The sequence below is a fragment of the Stenotrophomonas sp. YJH_SMC_131 genome, assembly GCF_059367975.1.
Window position 1 is genome coordinate 342,665 of sequence record NZ_JCAFRJ010000001.1, and the last position, 19,583, is coordinate 362,247.

Genomic DNA, 19,583 nt, shown 5'->3' on the forward strand with positions numbered 1-19,583 from the left:
GCGCCGTCGGCACGGCCGGCCATCCCGGCCGGGCTGCATGCACCAAGGTTCCCGGCGCGCTTTCCCGGCGCCCGCACTTGTCCAGACTGTGTCGGCTTCAGGCCGCACAGTCGATGTCTGTCACTACCGGAACCCACACGATCTCCAACGGGGCGGAATCGAAAATGCGGCCCAGTCTAGGGCGCTGAATGTAAGCCGGGTGCGAAGGCCTACGCCGGGATTTATCCCCATTCAGCAAATAGCAGGCGATCACGTCGGGGGATGGCCAGATGTCATTGCATCGCCCCGGGTACTGGATCGTATCAAACGCGAACGGTTATCATTTCATTAACCAGGCAGGTCACCGTCTTCCCGCACGGCCGCGACCCACCCAGCTGCGCCGGTCCACACCGCGCGCACCGACGACCCACGGAAGGGTGGCTGCCTGCTGTCTGCCTGCGCCTGCTGCTTCCACCGGGTCACCCCACCTCCCATGGAAGCCGCCATGTCCCCATCGTCCCGTTCCCGTTCCGCGCGCCTGCCGCGCACCCGCCTGGCCCCTGCCCTGGCCTCCGCCTGCCTGCTGGCCCTGCCAGGCCTGGCCGCTGCAGAGGCCGGCGCCGATGCCTCCACCAAGGATCTGGATACCGTGGTGGTCACCGCCTCGGGCAGCCAGCAATGGATCAAGGATGCCCCGGCCAGCATCAGCGTGATCAGCCGTGAGGACATCGAACGCCAGCCGGTTCCCGACCTGGCCACCCTGCTCAGCCGCGTGCCGGGCGTGACCGGCGGCCTCAGCGCCGTCGGCGAACAGTCCAAGATCAAGCTGCGCGGCATGCCGTCCAACTACACGCTGGTGCTGGTGGACGGCAAGCGCATGGGCAGCTCGGCCGCGACCAACTACCGCCCCGACCTCGGCCGCCAGGACCTGAACTGGATCTCGCCCGACCAGATCGAACGCATCGAAGTGGTGCGTGGGCCGATGTCCTCGCTGTACGGCTCCGACGCCATGGGCGGGGTGATCAACATCATCACCCGGCGCATCGGCGACGAATGGAACGGCAGCGCCACCCACAGCTACACCCGTCCCGGTGATGGCAAGCGCGGCGATACCCAGCAGATCGGCGCGACCTTCTCCGGCCCGCTGGGCGAACGCTTCGGCCTGCGCATCGGTGCCAACAGCATGCGCCGTGATTCGGACCAGTCCAACCACGGTGTCTACGGCAATGCCTACGCCGGCGAGAAGGACCGCACTGTCGATGCGCTGCTGCAGTGGAAGCTGAGCGACGCACAGGAACTGTCGCTGGAAGCCGGCCATGGCGTGCAGCAGGCCTTCATCGATGCGTCGCTGGAAAAGCAGGACGAAGGCGCCTGGGGAGCCAGTGAGCTCAAGCGCAGCTCGCTGGCGCTCAACCACGATGGCACGTGGAGCTTCGGCACCTCCAGGCTCAGCGCGTACTGGACCGAATACAAGAACGACATCGGCGCCACCGGCCGCTCAGAGGCCACCGACACGATCATCGAAGGCAGCCTGACCACGCCGTTCACTCTGGGCGTTGAACACCAGTTTGCCGTGGGTGGGCAGTGGAAGCGCCAGGAACTGACCAACACCGATACCATCGGCCGCGCGCCGATCGACTACGCCGGCAACGCCGTCAGCGGCTCCAGCCTGGAAGTGGATACCTGGGCGCTGTTTGTCGAAGACGAACTGAAGCTGCACCGCACCCTGGCCCTGACCGTGGGCGCGCGCCTGGACCACCATGAGAAGTTCGGCGGCCACGTCAGCCCGCGTGCGTACCTGGTCTGGCATCCGGCCGAACAGTGGACCATCCGCGGTGGCGTCTCCAAGGGGTTCCGTGCGCCCAGCCTGACCGAGAATTCGGCCACCGCTGCCACCCAGTCCGGCGGCCGTGGCTGCACCTCGCTGATCCCGCTGGGGTATACCCGCGGCGGGTGCTACATGGCCGGCAACCCGGACCTGGATCCGGAAACCAGCACCAACCGCGAGATCGGCATCAGCTTCGACAATGACCTGATCGATGTTGGCGTGACCTACTTCCACACCGACTTCCGGAACAAGATCGAATACGCACCGCTGGGCCGCTTCAACGGCATCTGGTGGACGCGCATGAGCAACGTGCAGCGCGCGCGCACCAGCGGCATGGAAGGCAACTTCAACGTCCGCTTCGGCGAGCAGTGGCGCTGGCGCACCTCGGCGACCTGGATGAAGGAAGCCAGGAACCTGACCACCGGCCGCAACCTGATCGATACGCCGGAATTCTCCGGCTACTCGTCGCTGGACTGGACGCCGGATACGGTGTTCTCCGGCAGCCTGTCGGCGCAGTACACCGGCAAGCAGACCGGCACCGCCACGACCTTCCTCAAGGCCTACACCCTGTATGACCTGACCGTGGCATGGAACGTCAACGAGGTGCTGACCCTGCGCGGTGGCGTCAGCAACCTGGCCGACAAGAAGCTGTATGCGGAAGGCTCCACCGACTACTTCGTCGCCGGGCGCAGCTACTTCCTCAGCATGACCGCGCGCTTCTGACCGGCGGCACGCGCCGTGATCGCGCTGGCGACATGCCAGCGCGATCGACGGTATTGCGGGTTACTCGCTTTCCAGCGCGGCCGGTGCCGCGTCCCGCGTGGCGGCCGTGCGCGCACGGTCCATCGCCACCGCCAGTTGCTGGCGTGCGAGCAGTTGTTGTGCCTGCACCACTTCAGGTGTCGGCAGGAGCACCGGTCCCGGTGCGTTTTCCGGTGTAGCAGGTGTGGTCATGCAACCTCCATGGACATCCCGCCGCCGCACGGGTCCAACCGGGGCGGCAGCGGAACTGCGCACCCTATCCTAAAAACAAGGCGGGCGGGTGACGGTGCGGCACCCGGCCGCAGCACGTGGAACACGGCACGCGTCACATTTTTGACGGCAGCCCTTGGATCCTGAATAGGACTTGCCTTATCATGAAAACGTTTTCTCACAGGGATGTTTCCCCCAAATGAATACCACTGACCTGTCTCAGTTCAGCCCGAAGTGGCAGTTCCGCTTCAACTTCTTCCGCCAGCATGGCGCGCCCAAGAATCCCGGTTTCAAGCAGGCCTGGAAGGCGCTGTCGTTCGGTGACCGCCTGAAGATCAACCTGAACTTCTTCGCGTTGTTCTTCGGTGCGATCTACCTGTTGATCCTGGGCATGTGGCGCAAGGCGCTGGTGGTCATCGGCATCAACATCGCGCTGGCCATCGTCAGCATGTTCCTTCCCGACGTCGTCGGGCGCATGCTGTTCATCGCGATGAATCTGCTGGTCGCCTCCAGCACCAACTACAGCTACTACCTGGAGAAGGTGGAAGGTCGCGCCAGCTGGAACCCGTTTGAAGGAATGTTCTAAGCCATCAGACCGGCGCAGGGATGCGCGGCAAGGACGCAACCGACGCCCGGCCCCCGCCGGGCGTCTTCATTTGCGCGATCAGGCCGCGCGGCGTGCCACGGCCGCCGGCTCGGCCTGCAGGCGGAAGCGCGACACCGCCACTGCCAGCTGCTCGGCCTGCTCCTCCATCGCGCGCGCGGCGGCACTGGCTTCCTCCACCAGCGCGGCGTTCTGCTGGGTGGTTTCGTCCATCTGCACCACAGTCTGGTTGACCTGCTCGATGCCGGCCGATTGTTCGCGCGACGCGGCCGAGATCTCGGCCATGATCTCGTTGACCCGACCGACCTGACCGACGATGTCCTGCATGGTGCGCCCCGCGCCGTGCACCAGCTGCGCACCGGCACCGACCTGGGCCACCGAGGCGTCGATCAGCTCCTTGATCTCCTTCGCAGCACCCGCCGAACGCTGCGCCAACGCGCGCACTTCACTGGCAACCACGGCGAAGCCACGGCCCTGCTCACCGGCGCGCGCCGCTTCCACTGCTGCGTTCAACGCCAGGATGTTGGTCTGGAACGCAATGCCATCGATCACCGAGATGATCTCGGCGATGCGCTGCGAAGACGCCTCGATCTGCTCCATGGTGTGCACCACCTGGCTGACCACCTGGCCGCCTTCGCTGGCCACGCCCGCCGCGGAACCGGCCAGCGCGTTGGCCTGCAGCGCGTGGTCGGCGTTCTGGCGCACGGTGGAGGTCAGTTCTTCCATCGACGCGGCGGTTTCTTCCAGGTTGGCAGCCTGCTGTTCGGTACGGCGCGACAGGTCGCTGTTGCCGGCAGCGATCTCACCGGCGGCCAGGCGGATGCTGGCTGCCGACTGCTGGATCTGGCCGACGATCTGGGTCAGGTGCTGCACGGTGCTGTTGGCATCGTCGCGCATCACCGCAAACACCCCATGGAAGTCACCCTGCATGCGGGTACTGAGGTCACCGCCGGCGATCGCGCGCAGCAGCGTCGACAGTGCGGCCAGGTTGTGGTCGCTGACTTCCATCATGGTGTTGAGGGTCTCCACCATGCGGCGGAAATCGTGGTCGAAGCGCAGTGCATCACCGCGCACGGCGAAGTCACCGGCGGCGGCCGCAGCGGCAAGCTGCTGGATCTGCTCGTTGATCGCGGCCAGGTTGCGCTTGGTGGTCGCCATCGCAGCGGTGAACACCGCCTTCTCGCCCGGCAGTGCTTCCATGTCCACGCTGAGGTCGCCGACGGCATAGCGCTGCATCACTTCAACCAGGCGCTGGGTGACCGCGTTGCTGGAGGCCACCAGCTGGTTGCTGTCGGCCACCATGCGGCCGTACTCGCCCGGGAACGCCGCGGCATCCATGCGGTAGCTGAGTTCACCGGCATCGTGGCGGCGCGCCATTTCGGCCTGCGCAGCCATCACCGCCTGCAGCTGGCCGCGCATGCCCTGCATCGCGTCCAGCAGGCGCCCCACTTCGTCGTTGCTGCGCGCCGGCAGGGTGCTGTCCAGCTTGCCGGCGGCGACGTCACCGGCCACGCGCACCGCTTCGGCCAGCGGGCGGATCGCCAGGCGGCGCAGCAGTATGTAGACACCGGCGCTGAGGGTCAGCGCGGCGATCACGCCGACCAGCAGGGTCAGCCACAGCAGCTGGCGCGCTTCGGCCACGATCACCGCATGCGGCATCACCACGCCCAGCGCGAAGCGCTGCGGGGCATCGCCCACGCGCAGCGGCACATACACGCGCACGTTGCCGGCCGCATCGGGGCTGAAGGCCTCGAAGGGGCGGTCGGCGGCGATCTCGGCCAGCATGCTGCGGGTCAGTGCGTCGTTGCGAGGCTTGCCGATTTCGGCGGCATTGGCCGAGGCCAGCACCACGCCCTTCGGCGACAGCAGTTCGACGCGGCCGGCCCCCATCGGCTTCAGCGTGGCCAGGTGCTTCTGCAACGCTGCCAGCGAGAAGTCGACGGTGAAGACACCGAGGAACCTGTCGTTCTCGATGATCGGCGTGCTCAGCGTACTCATCAGCACCTGCTGCCCGGCGATGTCATAGGCATACGGTTCGCTCACTTTCGGCAGCTTGTCGCGGCTGGGCACCATGTACCAGTCACCGGAACCGCTGGCGGTCTCGGTGTAATCGGTCATCACCGACTGCTGCGGCTTGCCCTCCTGCCAGGCCCAGTAGCTCATGTAGCGGCCGGTGGCATCGTGCGCCTCGGTGTTGACGAACTCGGCATCCTTGCCGTCGAAGGCATCGGGCTCCCACATGGTGCTCTTGCCCAGCCATTCGGGATGGGCGCGCAGCTGCTCGCCCAGCACCGCCGCCAGGCTGGCGCGGTCGGGCACGTCACCACGGGCGCGCTGGGCCAGCACGCCTTCAACCATGGCATCGTTGCTGGCAAAGGCGGTGCCCAGATCGGCCGCCACCTGGCGCGCCTCAGCGGTCGCCTCGCTGGTCATGGTCTGGCGCGAGGCGCTGATAAGGCTGGCGCTGGCCTGTCGGTAGATCAGGAACGCGGTCAGGCCGAAGCACAGCAGCGCGATCGCAGCGGTGCCCAGCATCAGCTTGTGGGCGATGCTGCCCGGGCGGCGGGCAGCGGCGGAACGGGAAGAAGGCATGGGAGGGTCCGCAAGGCAGTTCAGGACGACCGGCACCACGAAGGCACCGCGCAGGCGCGCGATCCGTCGCGCAGGCCACCGGCCGCCGGGCGGGCCCGGCGCTGGAAGCGCACCGGGTTAGCGGCCGCCCGCCAACGAGGTTGAGGCGACCGGCCTGCACATTCCTGAATCTGCTCAGGGTCGGGTCAGCCACCCGTCCGTCGCGATGGCCTCACTCGGCCACGCGGTCCTTGATCCACTGCGCGCGCGGCAGTACCTCGATGCTGCCGACGGCATACTGCTGCAGCACGTCGTCCGGCCCGAAGCACGGTTGCCAGCCCAGCTCACTGCGCAGGCGGGCACTGTCGTAGACACGGTCGATGCTCAATGGCAGCGGCCAGCCACGGCGTTCGAACTCGGCCAGCAGCTGCGGCGCGCGACGGGCCAGCACGCTGCGCGGGTGGGTGGCCAGTTCCAGGCAGTCCTCGCGCCGGAACGGCGTCGGTGCGCAGGCGAGATAGCGGGCGAATCGGGCGCCTTCGTCGAGCAGCAGTGCAGCGTGTGCGCTGGCCACATCGCGGGCGTCGATGCCGCGATGCAGGCGGAACATCGCCATGCGCTCGGGCGGTTCCGGGAAGCACCGGCCCATGCGCAGCACGCGAACGCTGAAGCCCGGCGTGGCGGCAGCTTCAGCCAGGGTCTCGGCCTGCAGCTTGGTGCGATGGTAGATCGTGCGCGGCAGTGGCTCGGTGTCTTCGTCGATCCAACGGCAGCCACCGGCTACCACGGCATGGCCGTACAGCGCGGTGGTGCTGGTCAGCACGAAACGCCGTGCGCCGGCTTCGCGTGCGGCCTGCAGCAGGTGCGCGGTTGCCTCCACGTTGATCTGCTGGAATACCGCGTCCGGCACCAGGCCGACATGCGGAGCATGCAGGGCCGCGGTATGGATGACCGCGTCCACGCCCTGCACCGCACGCGTGACCGCCTGGCGATCGGTGACATCGGCAATGATGCGCGTGGTGGCGAACGGGCTGCGGTCCAGCCCCACCACTTCGTGGGCGGCCGCCAACGCACCGAAGATCGCGCGCCCGATGCGCCCGGAACTGCCGGTCAACAGAATCTTCATTGAGTCCATTCACTCGAAGCGCCCGGGAACTACCGGGATGCTTCGATTCTAGGCATGCATTCGCGCATCTGCGATAGGACAGCCATGCAATCGTGCGTTCATCTTGACGACTTCTCAGGCGCCAGCAGTTGCCGCGCGATGAACAGCGGATCGTCGCCGCCGGCCACATCAGGCCTCACGCCGGTGCCTTCCCAGTTGCCGCCGGTGCGCAGATTGATCGGTTGCCGGTCGGGAATGCTGATCTGATAGCCATCGGGCAGCAGCACAGGATCACCAAACATATGCGCGGCACCGCCACTGCGCGTGCCGACAATGCGCGCGCGGCCCAGGGCCTGCAGCGAATAGGCGACGAACTCGGCCGCCGAACCGGTACGCCGGTCGATCAGCACCACCAGCGGCTTCAGGTACACAGGCAGGCTGGCAGGCGGCAGCGGTACCGGCGTGCGCCGGCCACGCTGGTCCAGCTGCTGCACCGCGCCGATCTTCGCGTCCAGCAGCGTGCGCACCAGCAGGTCGGCACTTGCATCGTCGCCTCCCCCGTTCTGGCGCAGATCCAGCACCAGGCCATCGGTGTCGGCCAGCAGCGTGAAGGCCGCAGCGAACTTCGGCCGCGCCAGATCCAGCGGGTAAAAAGTACTCAACCGCAGGTAGCCAATGTTGCCTTCCAGCACCCGCACCTCGCGCACACCGGCACCATTGCTGCGGGCATCGGCACGCCAGGCCATCAACCAGTCGTCCTGGCCGGCAGCTGCGTCCACGCGCTCAACGTGGAAGTGGCCATCGAACATGTCCAGGTCCTGGTTCAGGCGTGCGCTGAACGCAGCAGGATCCGAACAGCTGCCCGCATACCGCTGCTGCGCCGACCAGCTGCGCAGGGCATCGGCGATGCGGGCGGCCTCCGCCTCGTCCAGGTACTGCGCCTGCACGGCGCTGGCGGCCGCCTGCAGCACCGCATCCTGCGCCGGGCAGGCCGTCGCCAGCAGCGCGCCGAGCATCCAGGAGACCGCCATCATCCACCCCGCATTGAGGATATATAAGCGCTTATATATCATCCCACTCATGGATCTCCAACACGCCACGCTGGGTACCCTGCTGCGCGCACTGCTGGACCAGCTGGACCCGGCCGTCGAGCAGGCCTACCGGCACCTGCAACTGGACTACCGGCCGCGCTACACGCCGGTGCTGCGCACGCTGATGGCGCAGGGCCCCTGCCGGATCAAGGACCTCGCGCTGGCCTGCGGGCTCAGCCATTCGGCGCTCAGCCAGACCGTGGCGGCGATGGTGCGCGATGGTTGGCTGCACACTGCCAATGGTGACGACGGGCGCGAACGCATCCTGCAGTTGAGCCCGCGCGCGCAGCGCGCGATGCCCGTGCTGCATGCGCAATGGCAGGCCACCGCAGTGGCGGCACGCAGCCTCGATGCCGATCTGGGGCAGTCGTTGGAGCAGGTGCTGCGCAAAGCACTGGTGGCGCTCGAACAACGGCCCTTCGCACAGCGCCTGCAGGACGCCCGCCGGCGCTGAGGCGTTACTGCTCTGCAGCCATCTCGATCTCGCTGAGGAAGGTCCAGCGGCCGTTGGCCACGCGCAGCTCCAGCGTGCGGCATTGCGCAGCCAGGGGGGCTGCATTGCCGAGCACGTACTCCTCTTCGGTCGAGCCCATCACGCCGGACTGGGTGAAGGGTGCCGACAGCGTGCCGATCGTTACGGCGGCAGTTCCGGGCTCGGCGCACATCACCTCCACCGACATCGGCGTGACGATGCCCCAGGCCGGGCGGGTCATCGTGTGCAGGCCGATCCAGTCCACCCGTCGGCGCTGGCCCAGGTCGATGGTGATGCTGACGTTGCCGTGCACGCCTACCCAACCCGCGTCCATCGGATTGCGCGGGTCGCCTACACGGCGGTCGAACAGCTCATGGCCGCTGCCGTCGGGATAGCTGGTCGCCGGCGCCACGCTGTAGTGATAGGTGGTCTGCACCGGATCGACGATGTACGAGGCACCCAACCCGTACAACCCGCGATAGGTGTTCATCATCCGCGGCGCCTCGCCGTAGCCCTGGCCGGGGCCGACCACTTCGGACATGTGGTACTGGTTGAGCCAGGCAACGCGCTTGCCAGCCGAACGCGCGCTCCACAACTGCTGGTTGATGCGCTGCACCGACGCCGACCGGTATGCACCGGACAGGCCGTTACCGGTATCAAGGAACAGCGGGCTGCCATGGTTGAACAGCTCGATGTCGGCCCACACAGCGCTGGCGCCCAGCTGCGCCGACAACGCCTGGTAGTACTGCTCGGTGGAATAGCCCGGTCGATCCCACTGGAACAGTTTCGCGTGCGACGCCGCGCCGATGCCGTCCTGCCAGATCTGCACGTCGACCCCCGTGGCAGAGCGAAACCGTAGCGCAGCACTGGCCACGCTGGCCGGGTCGACGCTGGAGGATGCCAGATAGGGCGCCACCATCACCGGCCTGGATGGCGTCGCCGCTTTCAGTGTGGAAACGATTGAACGATAGAACGACGCACGCTCGGCCGGTACCTGCGCGGGCTCATCGGTGATGTACCAGCCGGCGAATGCCGGATGCATCGCGTACTGCTGGGCCAGCTGCGCCATCGACTGCGCTGCGTCCTGCGCCACCGCTGCAGCGTTAGAGCCCTGCCAGAATGCCGCACACTGGCCCGAACTGTAGGTGGTGCCGACCACGACCTTCATCCCACGCGCTGCGGCCGCGTCCAGCACCGTGCCCAGCTTGGCCGGGAAGCCGGCGATCCATTCGAAATCCTGCGCGCTGCTGGCGCAGCCCACGCCGGCACGGGTGGCGCGGGTCTGGCCGATGATGAGCGTGTCGTTGCCCAGGTCCCGCAGTTCGTTGAGGAACAGCGGCAGCTGCGCCGCTGGCAGCTGCTCATCGGTGGACGAGTAACCGAAGTGAACGAAACTGCCGCTCAGCAGCGCAGTGTCCGCATGGGCCGGTGCAGCGCAGGCCAGCAGTACAAGCCATCCGAATCTGTCCATGGCGTCCTTTCCTGTCTGGGCGGTCATCCGCCATGCCGGTCTATCCTAGCCAAGCGGCGCTCATCGCGCAGCGGCGTAGTTGCGCCGTGAAAGCCGGTGCGGCGTGGCGTGAGGGCAGCACCGCCGGTGCGGACACTGCCTTAGCCGGGCACACGCAAGGATGAGCTCCCCTTCCATGCACCGGGAGCCTTCACATGGCTGACCAGCATCACGGCACCTCCCATCGCGGCTTCGCTTCGATGGACCGGGACAAGCAGCGCGCGATTGCCGCAAAGGGTGGACGCGCCGCGCATGCGTCCGGCAATGCACATGAGTTCAGCCCGGCCGAGGCACGCGTGGCGGGCCGCAAGGGCGGCGAGGCGATCAGCCGCAATCGCCAGCACATGGCAGCGATCGGCCGCGAAGGCGGGCACGCGCGCCACGCCAATGCACGGCAACAGCGGCAGCACGCGGCCGAACCCGCGCCGACGAAGGAAGGGCCGCAACGCCAGCAGGGCTGACCGCAGCGTGCTCAGGCGCGCCTGCACTGGCGGTACAGGGCGAGCGCCGCCAACAGGGCCAGCACGCCGGCGACAGCCATCGCCCAGCCGAAACCGCTGGCCATCGCGCCGCGGTACCAGGCCAGTATCTGCGTCCCCGGCAGCAGTGACGACGGCTGCAGGATCAGCGTGCGCGCCTGTGCGGCCACTGCGGGCTGCCCTGCCGCCTGCGCGGTCGCAGTGAACTGGCGTACCGCGCGCAGGCCCATCAGGCTGCCCAGCAGCGCGATGCCAAGGCTCATGCCCGCCTGGCGCAGCGCGTTCATCGTGGCCGACGCAATGCCGGCACGCTCGGCCGGTACGCATGACATCACTGCCATGCCGGTCGCAGGTACCGCCAGTCCCATGCCAGTGCCGAGCAGCATCAGCAGTGCGCTGGCCTGGCCGTGCGCTGTAGTCGGCTCGAACGTGGCAATCGCACACAGCGCCATGCCTGTCATTGCATAGCCCGTCACCAGCGCGGCATGCAGCCCGAACCACGCCGCCAGACGGCCGAACAGCAGCGACACCACCGCCATCAGCACGAACTGCGGTACCAGCTGCGCACCGGCCTGCGCAGCCCCATGTCCCTGCGCCTGCTGGAAGAACAGCGACAGGAAGAACAGGCTCGCATAAGCGGTGAATCCAAGCACGAACGAGGCCAGGTTGAGCATGCCGAAACCCGGCTTCGCCAACAGGTCCAGCGGCAGCAGCGGCCGCGCCACGCGGCGCTCGACCCACGCAAACAGCGCCAGGCCGGATGCTGCGATGCCGAGCGCCAGCAGGGTCGAAGGTGCCAGCAGGCCGTGCTCGCCGATCGCGATCAGGCCGTAACTGAGTGCACCCAGCGCGACGATGCTGAGCAGCTGCCCGGCCGGGTCCAGCGCGGCGTGCTGCGGATGCCGTCGCTCAGGAATGCCCCAGGCCCCCAGCGCGAGTGCAAGCAGGCCCAGCGGCAGGTTGATCAGGAAGATGCTGGGCCAACCTGCGCGCTGCACCAGTTCGCCTCCCAGCAGCGGCCCCAGCACCAGCGCCAGCGCGCTGAACGCCGACCAGCCCCCGATCGCGCGTGCACGCTGGCGCGGATCAGGGAATGCATGGCTGAGGATCGGCATCGCACTCGGGATCAGCAGGGCGCCGGCCACCCCCTGCACCGCCCGCCCCGCCACCAGTGCGGAAAGACTGCCTGCGCAGGCACACAGCAGCGAGCCCACGGTGAAGGTCGCCGCGCTGAGCAGCCACATGCGGCGGTGGCCATAGCGGTCACCCAGCGGCCCCGCCGACAGCATCACTGCGGACAGGGCGATGGCATAGGCGTTGATCACCCACTGCAGCCCGGCCATGTCGGTGTGCAGTGCCTGCTGCAGCGTCGGCAGCGCGACGTTGACGATGCTGATGTCCAGCGAGGCGAGGAAGGTGCCCAGGTAGGCCGCCAGCACCAGGGCCGGCCGTCGGAAGCGTTGCATGTGCGGATGCCGGGAGGGAGCGTGCGCGCATCGTAGTTTGCTGACTGACCGTCAGTCAATGACCGGCGGTCAGTCATTGCCGGAGGAAGCTAGAATGGCGACCGTCGCACCCGGACCCCGCCCCATGCAGATTCCCGCCGTCGCCAGGCCCCGCACCAAACCCGCTGAAACCCGCCAGGAAGAGCTGATGGACGCCGCGCTGGCGCTGTTCCTGTCACAGGGCGTGGAAGCGACCACCATCAGTGACATCGTGGCCGCCGCCGACGTGGCCAAGGGCACGTTCTATACCTACTTCGCCTCGCGCACCGAGATCCTGCAGGCGCTGGCGCAGCGCTACACGCTGCAGTTCATGGCCGAGGTCGACCATGCCGTTCAGCAGCAGCCTGCCCACGATGGCGTGGCGCGACTGTGCGCCTGGATCCGCGCCAACATCGAGACCTATGTGCGCACGCACGCACTGCACGACGTCGTCTACGCCAACCATCACCACCACCAGCGCGGCAATGCCGAGCGCAACGCCATCCAGCAGCAGCTGCTCGACATCCTCGAGGCGGGCACCCGTGCAGGCCTGTGGCAGCTGCCGGCACCGCAGATCACGGCCTCGCTGATCTATGCCGGCGTACATGGCGCCACCGATGACCTGATCGCTGCGCCCACGCAGGACGCCGACACCTTCATTGCGGCGGTGGTGGCCGATTGCCTGCGCATGGTCGGCGTGTCGCCGGCGCCGAAGCGTGGCGGCACCCGTCGCTGAAGCGCCCACCGTCGCTCAGGCGTGGGCGAGGATGTTCAACAGCCGGCCGAACGGGTCACGGACGAAGAAGCGCCGCACGCCCCAGGGCTCGTCGGCCGGCCCATAGTCCAGCGCGATGCCAGCCGCGTGCATGCGTTCCAGCACCTCCTGCAGGTTGTCCACTTCGATAGACAGGTCCGGCACCGGTGCGCCGGAACCCCCTTCGCTGGCGAAGCTGACCTGCGCCAGCGCACTGCCCTGCCCGCCATGGGTGACGATCCAGCCATGGTCCATCACCACCGGCATGCCGAGCAGCTCGCCATAGAATGCAGCGGCGCGGGCGGGATCAGACGTGGCGATGTTGGCGACGACACGCATGACGGCCATGTTCCACTCCACCAGGAAGAATGCGCCGAGAGTGCCCGACCCTGCGCACAAACAGAAGAGCCCCGTCATGGACGGGGCCCGTCATCAGCCGATCATGGCTGGGCTTACACCGCGCCGCAGCGCTCCATGACGCATCGATCGTATTCGTACTGGCATTCCATGGCATCACCCCCACCGGCTACACACGCCTGGTAGGCCTTCCAGCAGGGAAAATCGCAGGGCTGGACCGGTCCGGCCACGGCCACCGACCCACTGCAGGCCAACGCGAACACAGCACCGGCGATCACTTTCCTGAAAGTACGCATCGACATCACTCCTTGATAAGCCTGGTGAGCCCAGGCCGGGCCACCTTAGCGCTGCACCCGGGACGTTGGGTGAAGGCGGATGCGGCTGGACTCAGTGTTGCAGCATTCCCAGGACACGCAGTTGCCCGGCCAGCTCATCACTGTTGCGCCACGGCAGGATCGGCGAATTGCCGCGCTCGTCCGGCGGGGTGTCCGGCAGCGCGTCGGACCCGCCACCTGCCCCTGCAAGCGGCAGCAGCGGCCGCTTGTGCAGCCAAACCTCCGAGATCGTGCAGGCGCGCCCACCGCTGACGATGCAGGCATCACCGGCAAGGGCCATGATCAGGTTGCGCGCATCCCCCATGCCACAGGGCACCACCACCGTGGCCGGCCAGTCGGCCGGCGGCATGCTGCCTTCCGGGATGACGCTGGGCACCTGGCCACCAGCTGCGCGCTCGAACGCGTCGCTGCCAGGATCGGCACCGCCCAATATCGCCAACGGTGGTTTACGGAATGCGGTACGCATGGGCGGTTCCGAAGCCTCGGAAGGAAGGGTCACGGTGCCCTGCCCGCTGGAGCCGCACCATGCACCGATCACAAAACATTAACACGTTCATAAAATTCCCTTCACATTACTGGGGGATATCGCCATGCCTTGGCGTTAACGGCCTTGTTGTCCGTCAACCAAGGAAGTTGTCCGATGAATCACCCGCTGTACGGCCGTTCGTCCCGCTCCCTGTCGCATCGCCCGCTGGCGCTTGCCGTCGCCAGCTCGCTGCTGCTGGCCACCGCACTGCCAGCCATGGCCAGCGAATCACTCGAGGCCTGGCAGCAGCAGCGCCAGCTGCAGGCCGCGTGGGCGCAGCCCGCTGCCAGCACCGCACCTGCAACCACGGCCACGGCAGCTGCCGCCAGCAGCACCGCCGTTCTTGGCAATCCCGGCGATCCGGCCAGCTGGCGCAGCGACGAATTCAACGCCGATTGGGGCCTGGGCGCGATGGGCGCGGACTACGCCTATGCGCGCGGCCTGACCGGCAAGGGCGTACGCCTGGCGCTGTTCGACTCGGGCTCCGCACTGGCGCATCCGGAGTTTGCAGGACGCAATACCTCCAGCATCACCATCGGTGCCGACTGTGCGACGCCGGGCGTGGTCGCAGGGGCCGGCGCCTGCGGGCAGACCCGCGGCGAACAGCCCGGCTACAACTACTACGGACTGGGCGCCGGCGTTCCGGCCTCACTGGCGGCACGCCTGATCGCCGCCGGCCAGCCCTATGGCTTCAGCTACGCCGATCACGGCACGCATGTGCTTGGCACCATCGGCGCCAACCGCAATGGCACCGGCATGCATGGCGTGGCCTTTGGTGCGGATCTCACTGCCGCCCGCGTGTTCGGTGACACCTACTACGAGTGGCGCCTGGACCCGGACAGGTTCTATCGTCCGCGCGCGGTGTACCGCACCGATCCGGATGATGCCGCCACGCTGGACATGTATGCGCAGATCCAGGCGCAGGGTGTACGCGCCATCAATCACAGCTGGGGCATTTCCACGCGCAACATGACCGCCGCCGCGCTGGACCAGCAGTACGCCAGCATTGGTGCCGACTACGGCGTGTACGGCAGCATCTACGCCAACAACGGCAATGCCCCAGGCTCCACTCTCATCCAGGTGTGGTCGGCTGGCAACGGCAGCGGTGCGGTTGCCGGCATCACCGCCTCGATGCCGCGCTGGAAGCCCGAACTGGAACCGTACTGGCTGGCGGTCGCCAATGTCCGCCGGCCCGACGCCGCCGCAGGTGAAACCGACTACGTGATCGATGGCAGTTCCAGCATCTGCGGGGTTGCCGCCAACTGGTGCATCTCGGCCCCCGGTACCGATATCGTCAGCACCATCGTCTCCGGCGATATCCAGGGCCGCATCGAGAACACCTCCGCCTACGTGCGGCTGATCATCGACAGCGAGAACACCAGCTACGTCTACGGCACCAAGACCGGCACGTCGATGGCCGCCCCCCATATCACCGGCGCCCTCGGCCTGCTGATGGAGCGCTTCCCGTACCTGGACAACGCCCAGGTCCGCGACGTGCTGTTGACCACCGCACGCGATCTCGGCGCGCCAGGCATCGATGCAATCTACGGCTGGGGCATAGTCGACCTGCGCAAGGCCATCGAGGGCTATGGCTCGCTGCGCGTGGACACCAACGTGGTGATGAACCAGAGGGCCGGCGGCCTGAAGGTCTGGGAAGGCGATGCGTGGGACAACTGGACCAACGACATCGGCGGCCCCGGCAAGCTGACCAAATCCGGTATCGGTTGGCTGCGCCTGAGCGGCAACAACAGCTTCAACGGCGCCGTGGTGCAGGACGGCATGCTGGAGTTGAACGGCGCCAACACGCTCACCTCGGCGGTCGAGGTCCAGGGTGGCCGGCTGCTGCTCAACGGCAGGCTGGTCTCCACCGCCCTGACCACCACCGGTGGCGTCAGCACGGTCAGCACCAGCGGCGTGCTGGATAACAGCAACCTGGTAGTCAACGGCGGCGTGGTGTCCTTCAACGGCACGCAGACCGGTGGCACCACCACCGTCGGCGCCAATGGCCTGCTGAAGGGCGTCGGCACGCTCGGCAACACCCGCGTGGACGGCATCATCGCGCCGGGCAACTCGATCGGCACGCTGACCATCAACGGCAACTACGTGCAGGGCGCCACCGGCGTGTATGCGGCGGAGCTGGCACCGGGTAGTCGCAGTGACCAGCTGCACGTGACCGGCACCGCGACCCTCGGCGGCACCCTGGTCGCCCTGCCGGAACCGGGCGTGTATTACCTCGGCGAACAGTTCAACGTCCTGCGTGCCGACGGTGGCATCAGCGGCCAGTTCGCCAAGACCGACTTCAGTGCGTTCTCGCCTTTCCTGCAGTTCAGCCTGGCCTACGGTGCCAATGGCACGCGCATCGACGTTGCCCGTGGCGCTTCGCTGGCCACGGCTGCCAACACGCCCAACCAGCGTGCGGTGGCGGCCGCCGCCGACCTGCTGCCGATCGCCCAGGGCCTGCCCAAGCCGCTGACCCAGCTGTTCCCGCAGCAGGTCGGTGGCGTGCTCGATGGCCTCAGCGGCGAGCTGCATCCGGCCACGGCCATCGCCCTGGTCGAGGGCAGCCGCTACGTGCGCGATGCCGCGTTGTCACGCCGTGCCGGCGCCACCGCGCCCGGCAGCGACGTGGGTGATGCGACGGGTGCATGGGTGCAGGCCATCGGTGGCAACAGCAGGCTGGACGGTGACGTCAACACCGCCCGCACCGAGGCCAACAGCAACGGCCTGCTGGTCGGCATCGACCGCGAGTTCTCCGGCTGGCAGGTCGGCGTGCTGGCCGGTACCGGCCGTACCGACGTCAAGCAGCAGGACCGCCGCGCCAAGTCGAAGATCGACAACACGCACTTCGGTGCCTATGCCAGCCACACCTGGGGCGGCTTCGGCCTGCGCGGTGGTGTGGCGTGGAGCAAGCACGAGGTGAAGAGCACGCGTGAAGTCGCCTTCGCAGGTTTCAGTGACAGCCTGAGCGCGCGTTACGACGCCCGCACCCGCCAGGCCTTCATCGAAGCTGGTTATCGCTTCGGTGGCCCCGAAGCCGGGCTGGAGCCGTACCTGCAGGTGGCGCGCGTGGAAGTGGACCTCAAGCGCATCAGCGAACGCGGTGGAGCAGCGGCGCTGCAGGGCAAGGTGGACGACACCGGAACCACGATCGCCACCGCCGGCGTGCGCTTCGACAAGGGGCTGAAGGCTTCGTTCCAGCAGGACAGCTGGCTGCACCTGCGCGGGGGCGTCGGCTATCGTCGTGCCTCGGGGGATCGCAGCCAGGTCGCCAACCTTGCGTTTGCCAATGGCAGCTCCACGTTCGCGGTCAACGGCGCGCCGATCGCCGACAACGCGGTGGTGGCCGAACTGGGCCTGTCGGCGTGGCTCACCTCGCGCCAGCAGCTGGAGCTGGGCTACAGCGGCCAGTTCGGCAGCGAGAGCCGTGACCATGGTGCGAATGCACGCTGGTCCGTGCGTTTCTGATCTGTGCCTGCAATGCGATGAAAACAGGAGGGGCGGCCGATCGGCCGCCCCTTCTGCTTGCGGATGACGCTCTTTCAGCTCAGGCGCACAGCGCCTGCATGGCCTGCGCTGTGACCTCGACGATCTGCCCATCCACGATGTGGACGCTGCGACCCGCGCACGCCGCCAGCTCCTTGTCATGCGTCACCATGATGATGGTCATGCCGCCCTGGTTGAGCTCACGCAGAATCTCCATGACCCCTTGCGACATCTGCGAGTCCAGGTTTCCGGTCGGCTCGTCAGCCAGCAGCAGGGCCGGCGTACCCGCGATGGCGCGGGCGATCGCCACGCGCTGCTGCTGCCCGCCCGACAGTTCGCCGGGATAGTGCGACATGCGGCTGCCCAGTCCGACCTGGGCCAGTGCCGAGACCACACGCTGCCTGCATTCGGCTGCCGCCATGCCACGGTAGCGCAGGGGCACCTCCACATTGGCCTGGATGGTCAGATCCGGAATCAGGTTGAACGCCTGGAACACGAAGCCGATCTTCTCGTTGCGCAGCGCGCTGAGCGCCGCGTCGCGCATGCCGCCAACATCCACGCCACCGATCGCGTAGTGGCCGCCGGAAAAGCCCTCGAGCAGACCGAGGATGTTCAGCAGTGTGGACTTGCCGGAGCCGGAAGGGCCGGTAATCGAGAGGAAATCGCCCTCCTGCACCGACAGGTCGATGGAGCGCAATGCATGGGTCATGACTTCACCCACCTGGAACACTTTGCTGACGCCTTGCATCCTGAGCATGGGAATTCTCGCTTGCAGATGGAAGCAGCGACCGGCCAAGGCCGCTGCGGGACTCACAACGAACGGATGGCCGACACCGGCGCGATGGCCGCGGCACGCAGCGCCGGCAGCAGTACCACCGCCTGGCCCAGCAGCAGCAGGATCACCGCACTCACCGGCAGGTACAGCAGTGGCAGGCGCGGCAGTTCGTAGAAGCGCATCAGGGTCAGGTTCATCGCGTAGGCCAGCAGAGCCCCGGCCGCGATGCCGATGGAGACAATCAGCAGGTTCTCGATCTGGAAATAGCGCATCACATCGGTGCGCGTGGCCCCCAGCGCGCGGCGGATGCCGATCTGCTTGCGACGTTGCTCCACCCAGTAACTGGCCAGTCCGACAATGCCCAGGGCAGTGGCAGCCAGCAGTGCGATGATGACACCGCCCAGCAGCCCCATCATGACCCGGTCACCTTCGAAATGCCGCTCGCGCAGTTCGGAGATCCGCCGGCTGCCCTCGACATCGAACACCACGTCCGGCGCGACACGGCGGATTGCCTGCTGCGCATCGCGCATTACGCGGTTCATGTCGCCGGCCTCGGCGCGCACCAGATAGCGGCCGGTCAGGCGCGGCCCCTGCGATGCGGGCACGATCACCGACCAGTCCGAGCCCTTGGCTTCACCGCGGCCGGGGCGGGATACGGCCATGTGCTCGACCACGCCGATCACCCGCAGCCGGGTATCCATCGCCCACAGGCTCTTGCCCACGGCGTTTTCACCGGGCCAGTAACGTTGGGCCAGCTCCTGGGTGACCAGCGCCGGGGGATTGGCCGGCACCAGTTCATCGGTCGGTGCGAACTCGTCCGCACCGGGCATGCGCCCCCCCACCAGGTGCAACTGCAGCGCGTCCAGGGCCACGGCATCGGCCAGGTAGAAATCCAGAACACCGCCGGGCACCTGCTGGTCCTCGTCCAGGTTGACGCCGGCGCGTATGCCCGGGCTGCCGAACGGCATGGCACTGACCAGCCCGGCCGCCGTCACGCCGCTCAGCCCCCGCAATGCACCAACGACCCGCGCGTTGACATCGTTGGCGCGCTCGGCATCGATGCCGTCGAGCTGGATCACCCCCAGCCGTGACTCGTCCAGGCCACTGACCAGCTGCATTGCAGCGTTCCGCTCGATCATCAGGAAGATCGCGTTGCACAGCACGGCGCAGGCCAATGCGATCTCCATCGCGATGAGGAAGGTCGCCAGGCGGTGCCGGCGCAGGGCCGAAAGTACGATGCCGATCTGCATGGTGGTTC

General features: G+C 67.4%; 17 protein-coding genes. 6 read left to right on the forward strand and 11 right to left on the reverse strand.

The genetic code is table 11. From position 1 onward, the window contains the following. Positions 1-484 precede the first annotated feature (484 nt). On the forward strand, positions 485-2,530 hold the full coding sequence (locus AC5P56_RS01485) for a TonB-dependent receptor domain-containing protein (protein WP_495231407.1): 2,046 nt from the start codon (positions 485-487) through the stop codon (positions 2,528-2,530). Between the two features lie 60 nt (positions 2,531-2,590). Here AC5P56_RS01485 and AC5P56_RS01490 read toward each other — a convergent pair whose 3' ends face one another. Next, positions 2,591-2,761: a hypothetical protein gene (locus AC5P56_RS01490; protein WP_005419553.1), complete on the reverse strand. Its 171-nt coding sequence runs from the start codon at positions 2,759-2,761 to the stop codon at positions 2,591-2,593. 217 nt (positions 2,762-2,978) lie between these two features. Between AC5P56_RS01490 and AC5P56_RS01495 the strand changes: the two genes are divergently transcribed. After that, a complete protein-coding gene (locus tag AC5P56_RS01495; RefSeq protein ID WP_014648516.1) occupies positions 2,979-3,365 on the forward strand; it encodes a DUF2628 domain-containing protein in 387 nt (128 codons plus the stop codon). Between the two features lie 78 nt (positions 3,366-3,443). Here the strand turns inward: AC5P56_RS01495 and AC5P56_RS01500 are convergent, their stop codons facing one another. The 3 genes from AC5P56_RS01500 to AC5P56_RS01510 all read right to left on the reverse strand — a co-directional run bounded on the left by AC5P56_RS01500 (position 3,444) and on the right by AC5P56_RS01510 (position 8,090). Continuing rightward, positions 3,444-5,975: a methyl-accepting chemotaxis protein gene (locus tag AC5P56_RS01500; protein ID WP_049404757.1), complete on the reverse strand. Its 2,532-nt coding sequence runs from the start codon at positions 5,973-5,975 to the stop codon at positions 3,444-3,446. 211 nt (positions 5,976-6,186) lie between these two features. Further along, entirely contained in the window at positions 6,187-7,080 is an 894-nt protein-coding gene (locus AC5P56_RS01505) for an NAD-dependent epimerase/dehydratase family protein (protein WP_014648518.1), read from the reverse strand. Between the two features lie 98 nt (positions 7,081-7,178). Beyond that, positions 7,179-8,090 carry a S41 family peptidase gene (locus AC5P56_RS01510; protein WP_495227214.1) on the reverse strand — a complete coding sequence of 304 codons (912 nt, stop codon included), beginning with the start codon at positions 8,088-8,090 and terminating at the stop codon, positions 7,179-7,181. 49 nt (positions 8,091-8,139) lie between these two features. Here AC5P56_RS01510 and AC5P56_RS01515 point away from each other — a divergent pair, with 49 nt between their 5' ends. Next, positions 8,140-8,604: a MarR family winged helix-turn-helix transcriptional regulator gene (locus AC5P56_RS01515; protein ID WP_495227088.1), complete on the forward strand. Its 465-nt coding sequence runs from the start codon at positions 8,140-8,142 to the stop codon at positions 8,602-8,604. A gap of 4 nt (positions 8,605-8,608) precedes the next feature. Here the strand turns inward: AC5P56_RS01515 and AC5P56_RS01520 are convergent, their stop codons facing one another. Then, complete coding sequence (locus AC5P56_RS01520) at positions 8,609-10,093, reverse strand: DUF4434 domain-containing protein (protein WP_495231408.1); 1,485 nt, start codon at positions 10,091-10,093, stop codon at positions 8,609-8,611. Between the two features lie 194 nt (positions 10,094-10,287). Here AC5P56_RS01520 and AC5P56_RS01525 point away from each other — a divergent pair, with 194 nt between their 5' ends. Then, positions 10,288-10,593 (forward strand): KGG domain-containing protein, encoded by a 306-nt coding sequence (locus AC5P56_RS01525; protein WP_046432675.1) that lies wholly within the window; start codon positions 10,288-10,290, stop codon positions 10,591-10,593. An 11-nt stretch (positions 10,594-10,604) separates the two neighbouring features. Here AC5P56_RS01525 and AC5P56_RS01530 read toward each other — a convergent pair whose 3' ends face one another. Beyond that, positions 10,605-12,077 (reverse strand): MFS transporter, encoded by a 1,473-nt coding sequence (locus tag AC5P56_RS01530; RefSeq protein ID WP_495231409.1) that lies wholly within the window; start codon positions 12,075-12,077, stop codon positions 10,605-10,607. Between the two features lie 124 nt (positions 12,078-12,201). On the opposite strand from AC5P56_RS01530, the gene AC5P56_RS01535 reads away from it, so the two are divergent. Continuing rightward, complete coding sequence (locus AC5P56_RS01535; protein ID WP_126411391.1) at positions 12,202-12,831, forward strand: TetR/AcrR family transcriptional regulator; 630 nt, start codon at positions 12,202-12,204, stop codon at positions 12,829-12,831. A 15-nt stretch (positions 12,832-12,846) separates the two neighbouring features. Here the strand turns inward: AC5P56_RS01535 and AC5P56_RS01540 are convergent, their stop codons facing one another. The 3 genes from AC5P56_RS01540 to AC5P56_RS01550 form a co-directional block, all read right to left on the reverse strand. After that, a complete protein-coding gene (locus AC5P56_RS01540) occupies positions 12,847-13,197 on the reverse strand; it encodes a VOC family protein (protein ID WP_032958352.1) in 351 nt (116 codons plus the stop codon). 104 nt (positions 13,198-13,301) lie between these two features. Then, the gene (locus AC5P56_RS01545; RefSeq protein ID WP_032958391.1) at positions 13,302-13,502 is read right to left on the reverse strand and encodes a hypothetical protein; all 201 of its coding nucleotides are present in this window, start codon (positions 13,500-13,502) and stop codon (positions 13,302-13,304) included. Between the two features lie 91 nt (positions 13,503-13,593). Beyond that, complete coding sequence (locus AC5P56_RS01550) at positions 13,594-14,007, reverse strand: SLOG cluster 4 domain-containing protein (protein WP_049439235.1); 414 nt, start codon at positions 14,005-14,007, stop codon at positions 13,594-13,596. A gap of 174 nt (positions 14,008-14,181) precedes the next feature. Here AC5P56_RS01550 and AC5P56_RS01555 point away from each other — a divergent pair, with 174 nt between their 5' ends. Then, positions 14,182-17,532, forward strand: a complete 3,351-nt coding sequence (locus tag AC5P56_RS01555) for an autotransporter domain-containing protein (RefSeq protein ID WP_495231410.1) — start codon at positions 14,182-14,184, stop codon at positions 17,530-17,532. 79 nt (positions 17,533-17,611) lie between these two features. Here AC5P56_RS01555 and AC5P56_RS01560 read toward each other — a convergent pair whose 3' ends face one another. Together AC5P56_RS01560 and AC5P56_RS01565 are read right to left on the reverse strand one after the other, a co-directional pair. Continuing rightward, positions 17,612-18,307 carry an ABC transporter ATP-binding protein gene (locus tag AC5P56_RS01560; protein WP_032958346.1) on the reverse strand — a complete coding sequence of 232 codons (696 nt, stop codon included), beginning with the start codon at positions 18,305-18,307 and terminating at the stop codon, positions 17,612-17,614. 53 nt (positions 18,308-18,360) lie between these two features. Beyond that, a complete protein-coding gene (locus AC5P56_RS01565) occupies positions 18,361-19,575 on the reverse strand; it encodes an ABC transporter permease (protein ID WP_495231411.1) in 1,215 nt (404 codons plus the stop codon). Positions 19,576-19,583: the final 8 nt, after the last annotated feature.

Coding starts and splice junctions, on each gene's coding strand:
- AC5P56_RS01525 (WP_046432675.1), top strand. CDS start 10,288: ATGGCTGACCAGCATCACGGCACCTCCCATCGCGGCTTCGCTTCGATG.
- AC5P56_RS01510 (WP_495227214.1), bottom strand. CDS start 8,090: ATGGCGGTCTCCTGGATGCTCGGCGCGCTGCTGGCGACGGCCTGCCCG.
- AC5P56_RS01490 (WP_005419553.1), bottom strand. CDS start 2,761: ATGACCACACCTGCTACACCGGAAAACGCACCGGGACCGGTGCTCCTG.
- AC5P56_RS01485 (WP_495231407.1), top strand. CDS start 485: ATGTCCCCATCGTCCCGTTCCCGTTCCGCGCGCCTGCCGCGCACCCGC.
- AC5P56_RS01560 (WP_032958346.1), bottom strand. CDS start 18,307: ATGCTCAGGATGCAAGGCGTCAGCAAAGTGTTCCAGGTGGGTGAAGTC.
- AC5P56_RS01530 (WP_495231409.1), bottom strand. CDS start 12,077: ATGCAACGCTTCCGACGGCCGGCCCTGGTGCTGGCGGCCTACCTGGGC.
- AC5P56_RS01520 (WP_495231408.1), bottom strand. CDS start 10,093: ATGGACAGATTCGGATGGCTTGTACTGCTGGCCTGCGCTGCACCGGCC.
- AC5P56_RS01505 (WP_014648518.1), bottom strand. CDS start 7,080: ATGAAGATTCTGTTGACCGGCAGTTCCGGGCGCATCGGGCGCGCGATC.
- AC5P56_RS01535 (WP_126411391.1), top strand. CDS start 12,202: ATGCAGATTCCCGCCGTCGCCAGGCCCCGCACCAAACCCGCTGAAACC.
- AC5P56_RS01565 (WP_495231411.1), bottom strand. CDS start 19,575: ATGCAGATCGGCATCGTACTTTCGGCCCTGCGCCGGCACCGCCTGGCG.
- AC5P56_RS01555 (WP_495231410.1), top strand. CDS start 14,182: ATGAATCACCCGCTGTACGGCCGTTCGTCCCGCTCCCTGTCGCATCGC.
- AC5P56_RS01515 (WP_495227088.1), top strand. CDS start 8,140: ATGGATCTCCAACACGCCACGCTGGGTACCCTGCTGCGCGCACTGCTG.
- AC5P56_RS01550 (WP_049439235.1), bottom strand. CDS start 14,007: ATGCGTACCGCATTCCGTAAACCACCGTTGGCGATATTGGGCGGTGCC.
- AC5P56_RS01500 (WP_049404757.1), bottom strand. CDS start 5,975: ATGCCTTCTTCCCGTTCCGCCGCTGCCCGCCGCCCGGGCAGCATCGCC.
- AC5P56_RS01495 (WP_014648516.1), top strand. CDS start 2,979: ATGAATACCACTGACCTGTCTCAGTTCAGCCCGAAGTGGCAGTTCCGC.
- AC5P56_RS01540 (WP_032958352.1), bottom strand. CDS start 13,197: ATGGCCGTCATGCGTGTCGTCGCCAACATCGCCACGTCTGATCCCGCC.
- AC5P56_RS01545 (WP_032958391.1), bottom strand. CDS start 13,502: ATGCGTACTTTCAGGAAAGTGATCGCCGGTGCTGTGTTCGCGTTGGCC.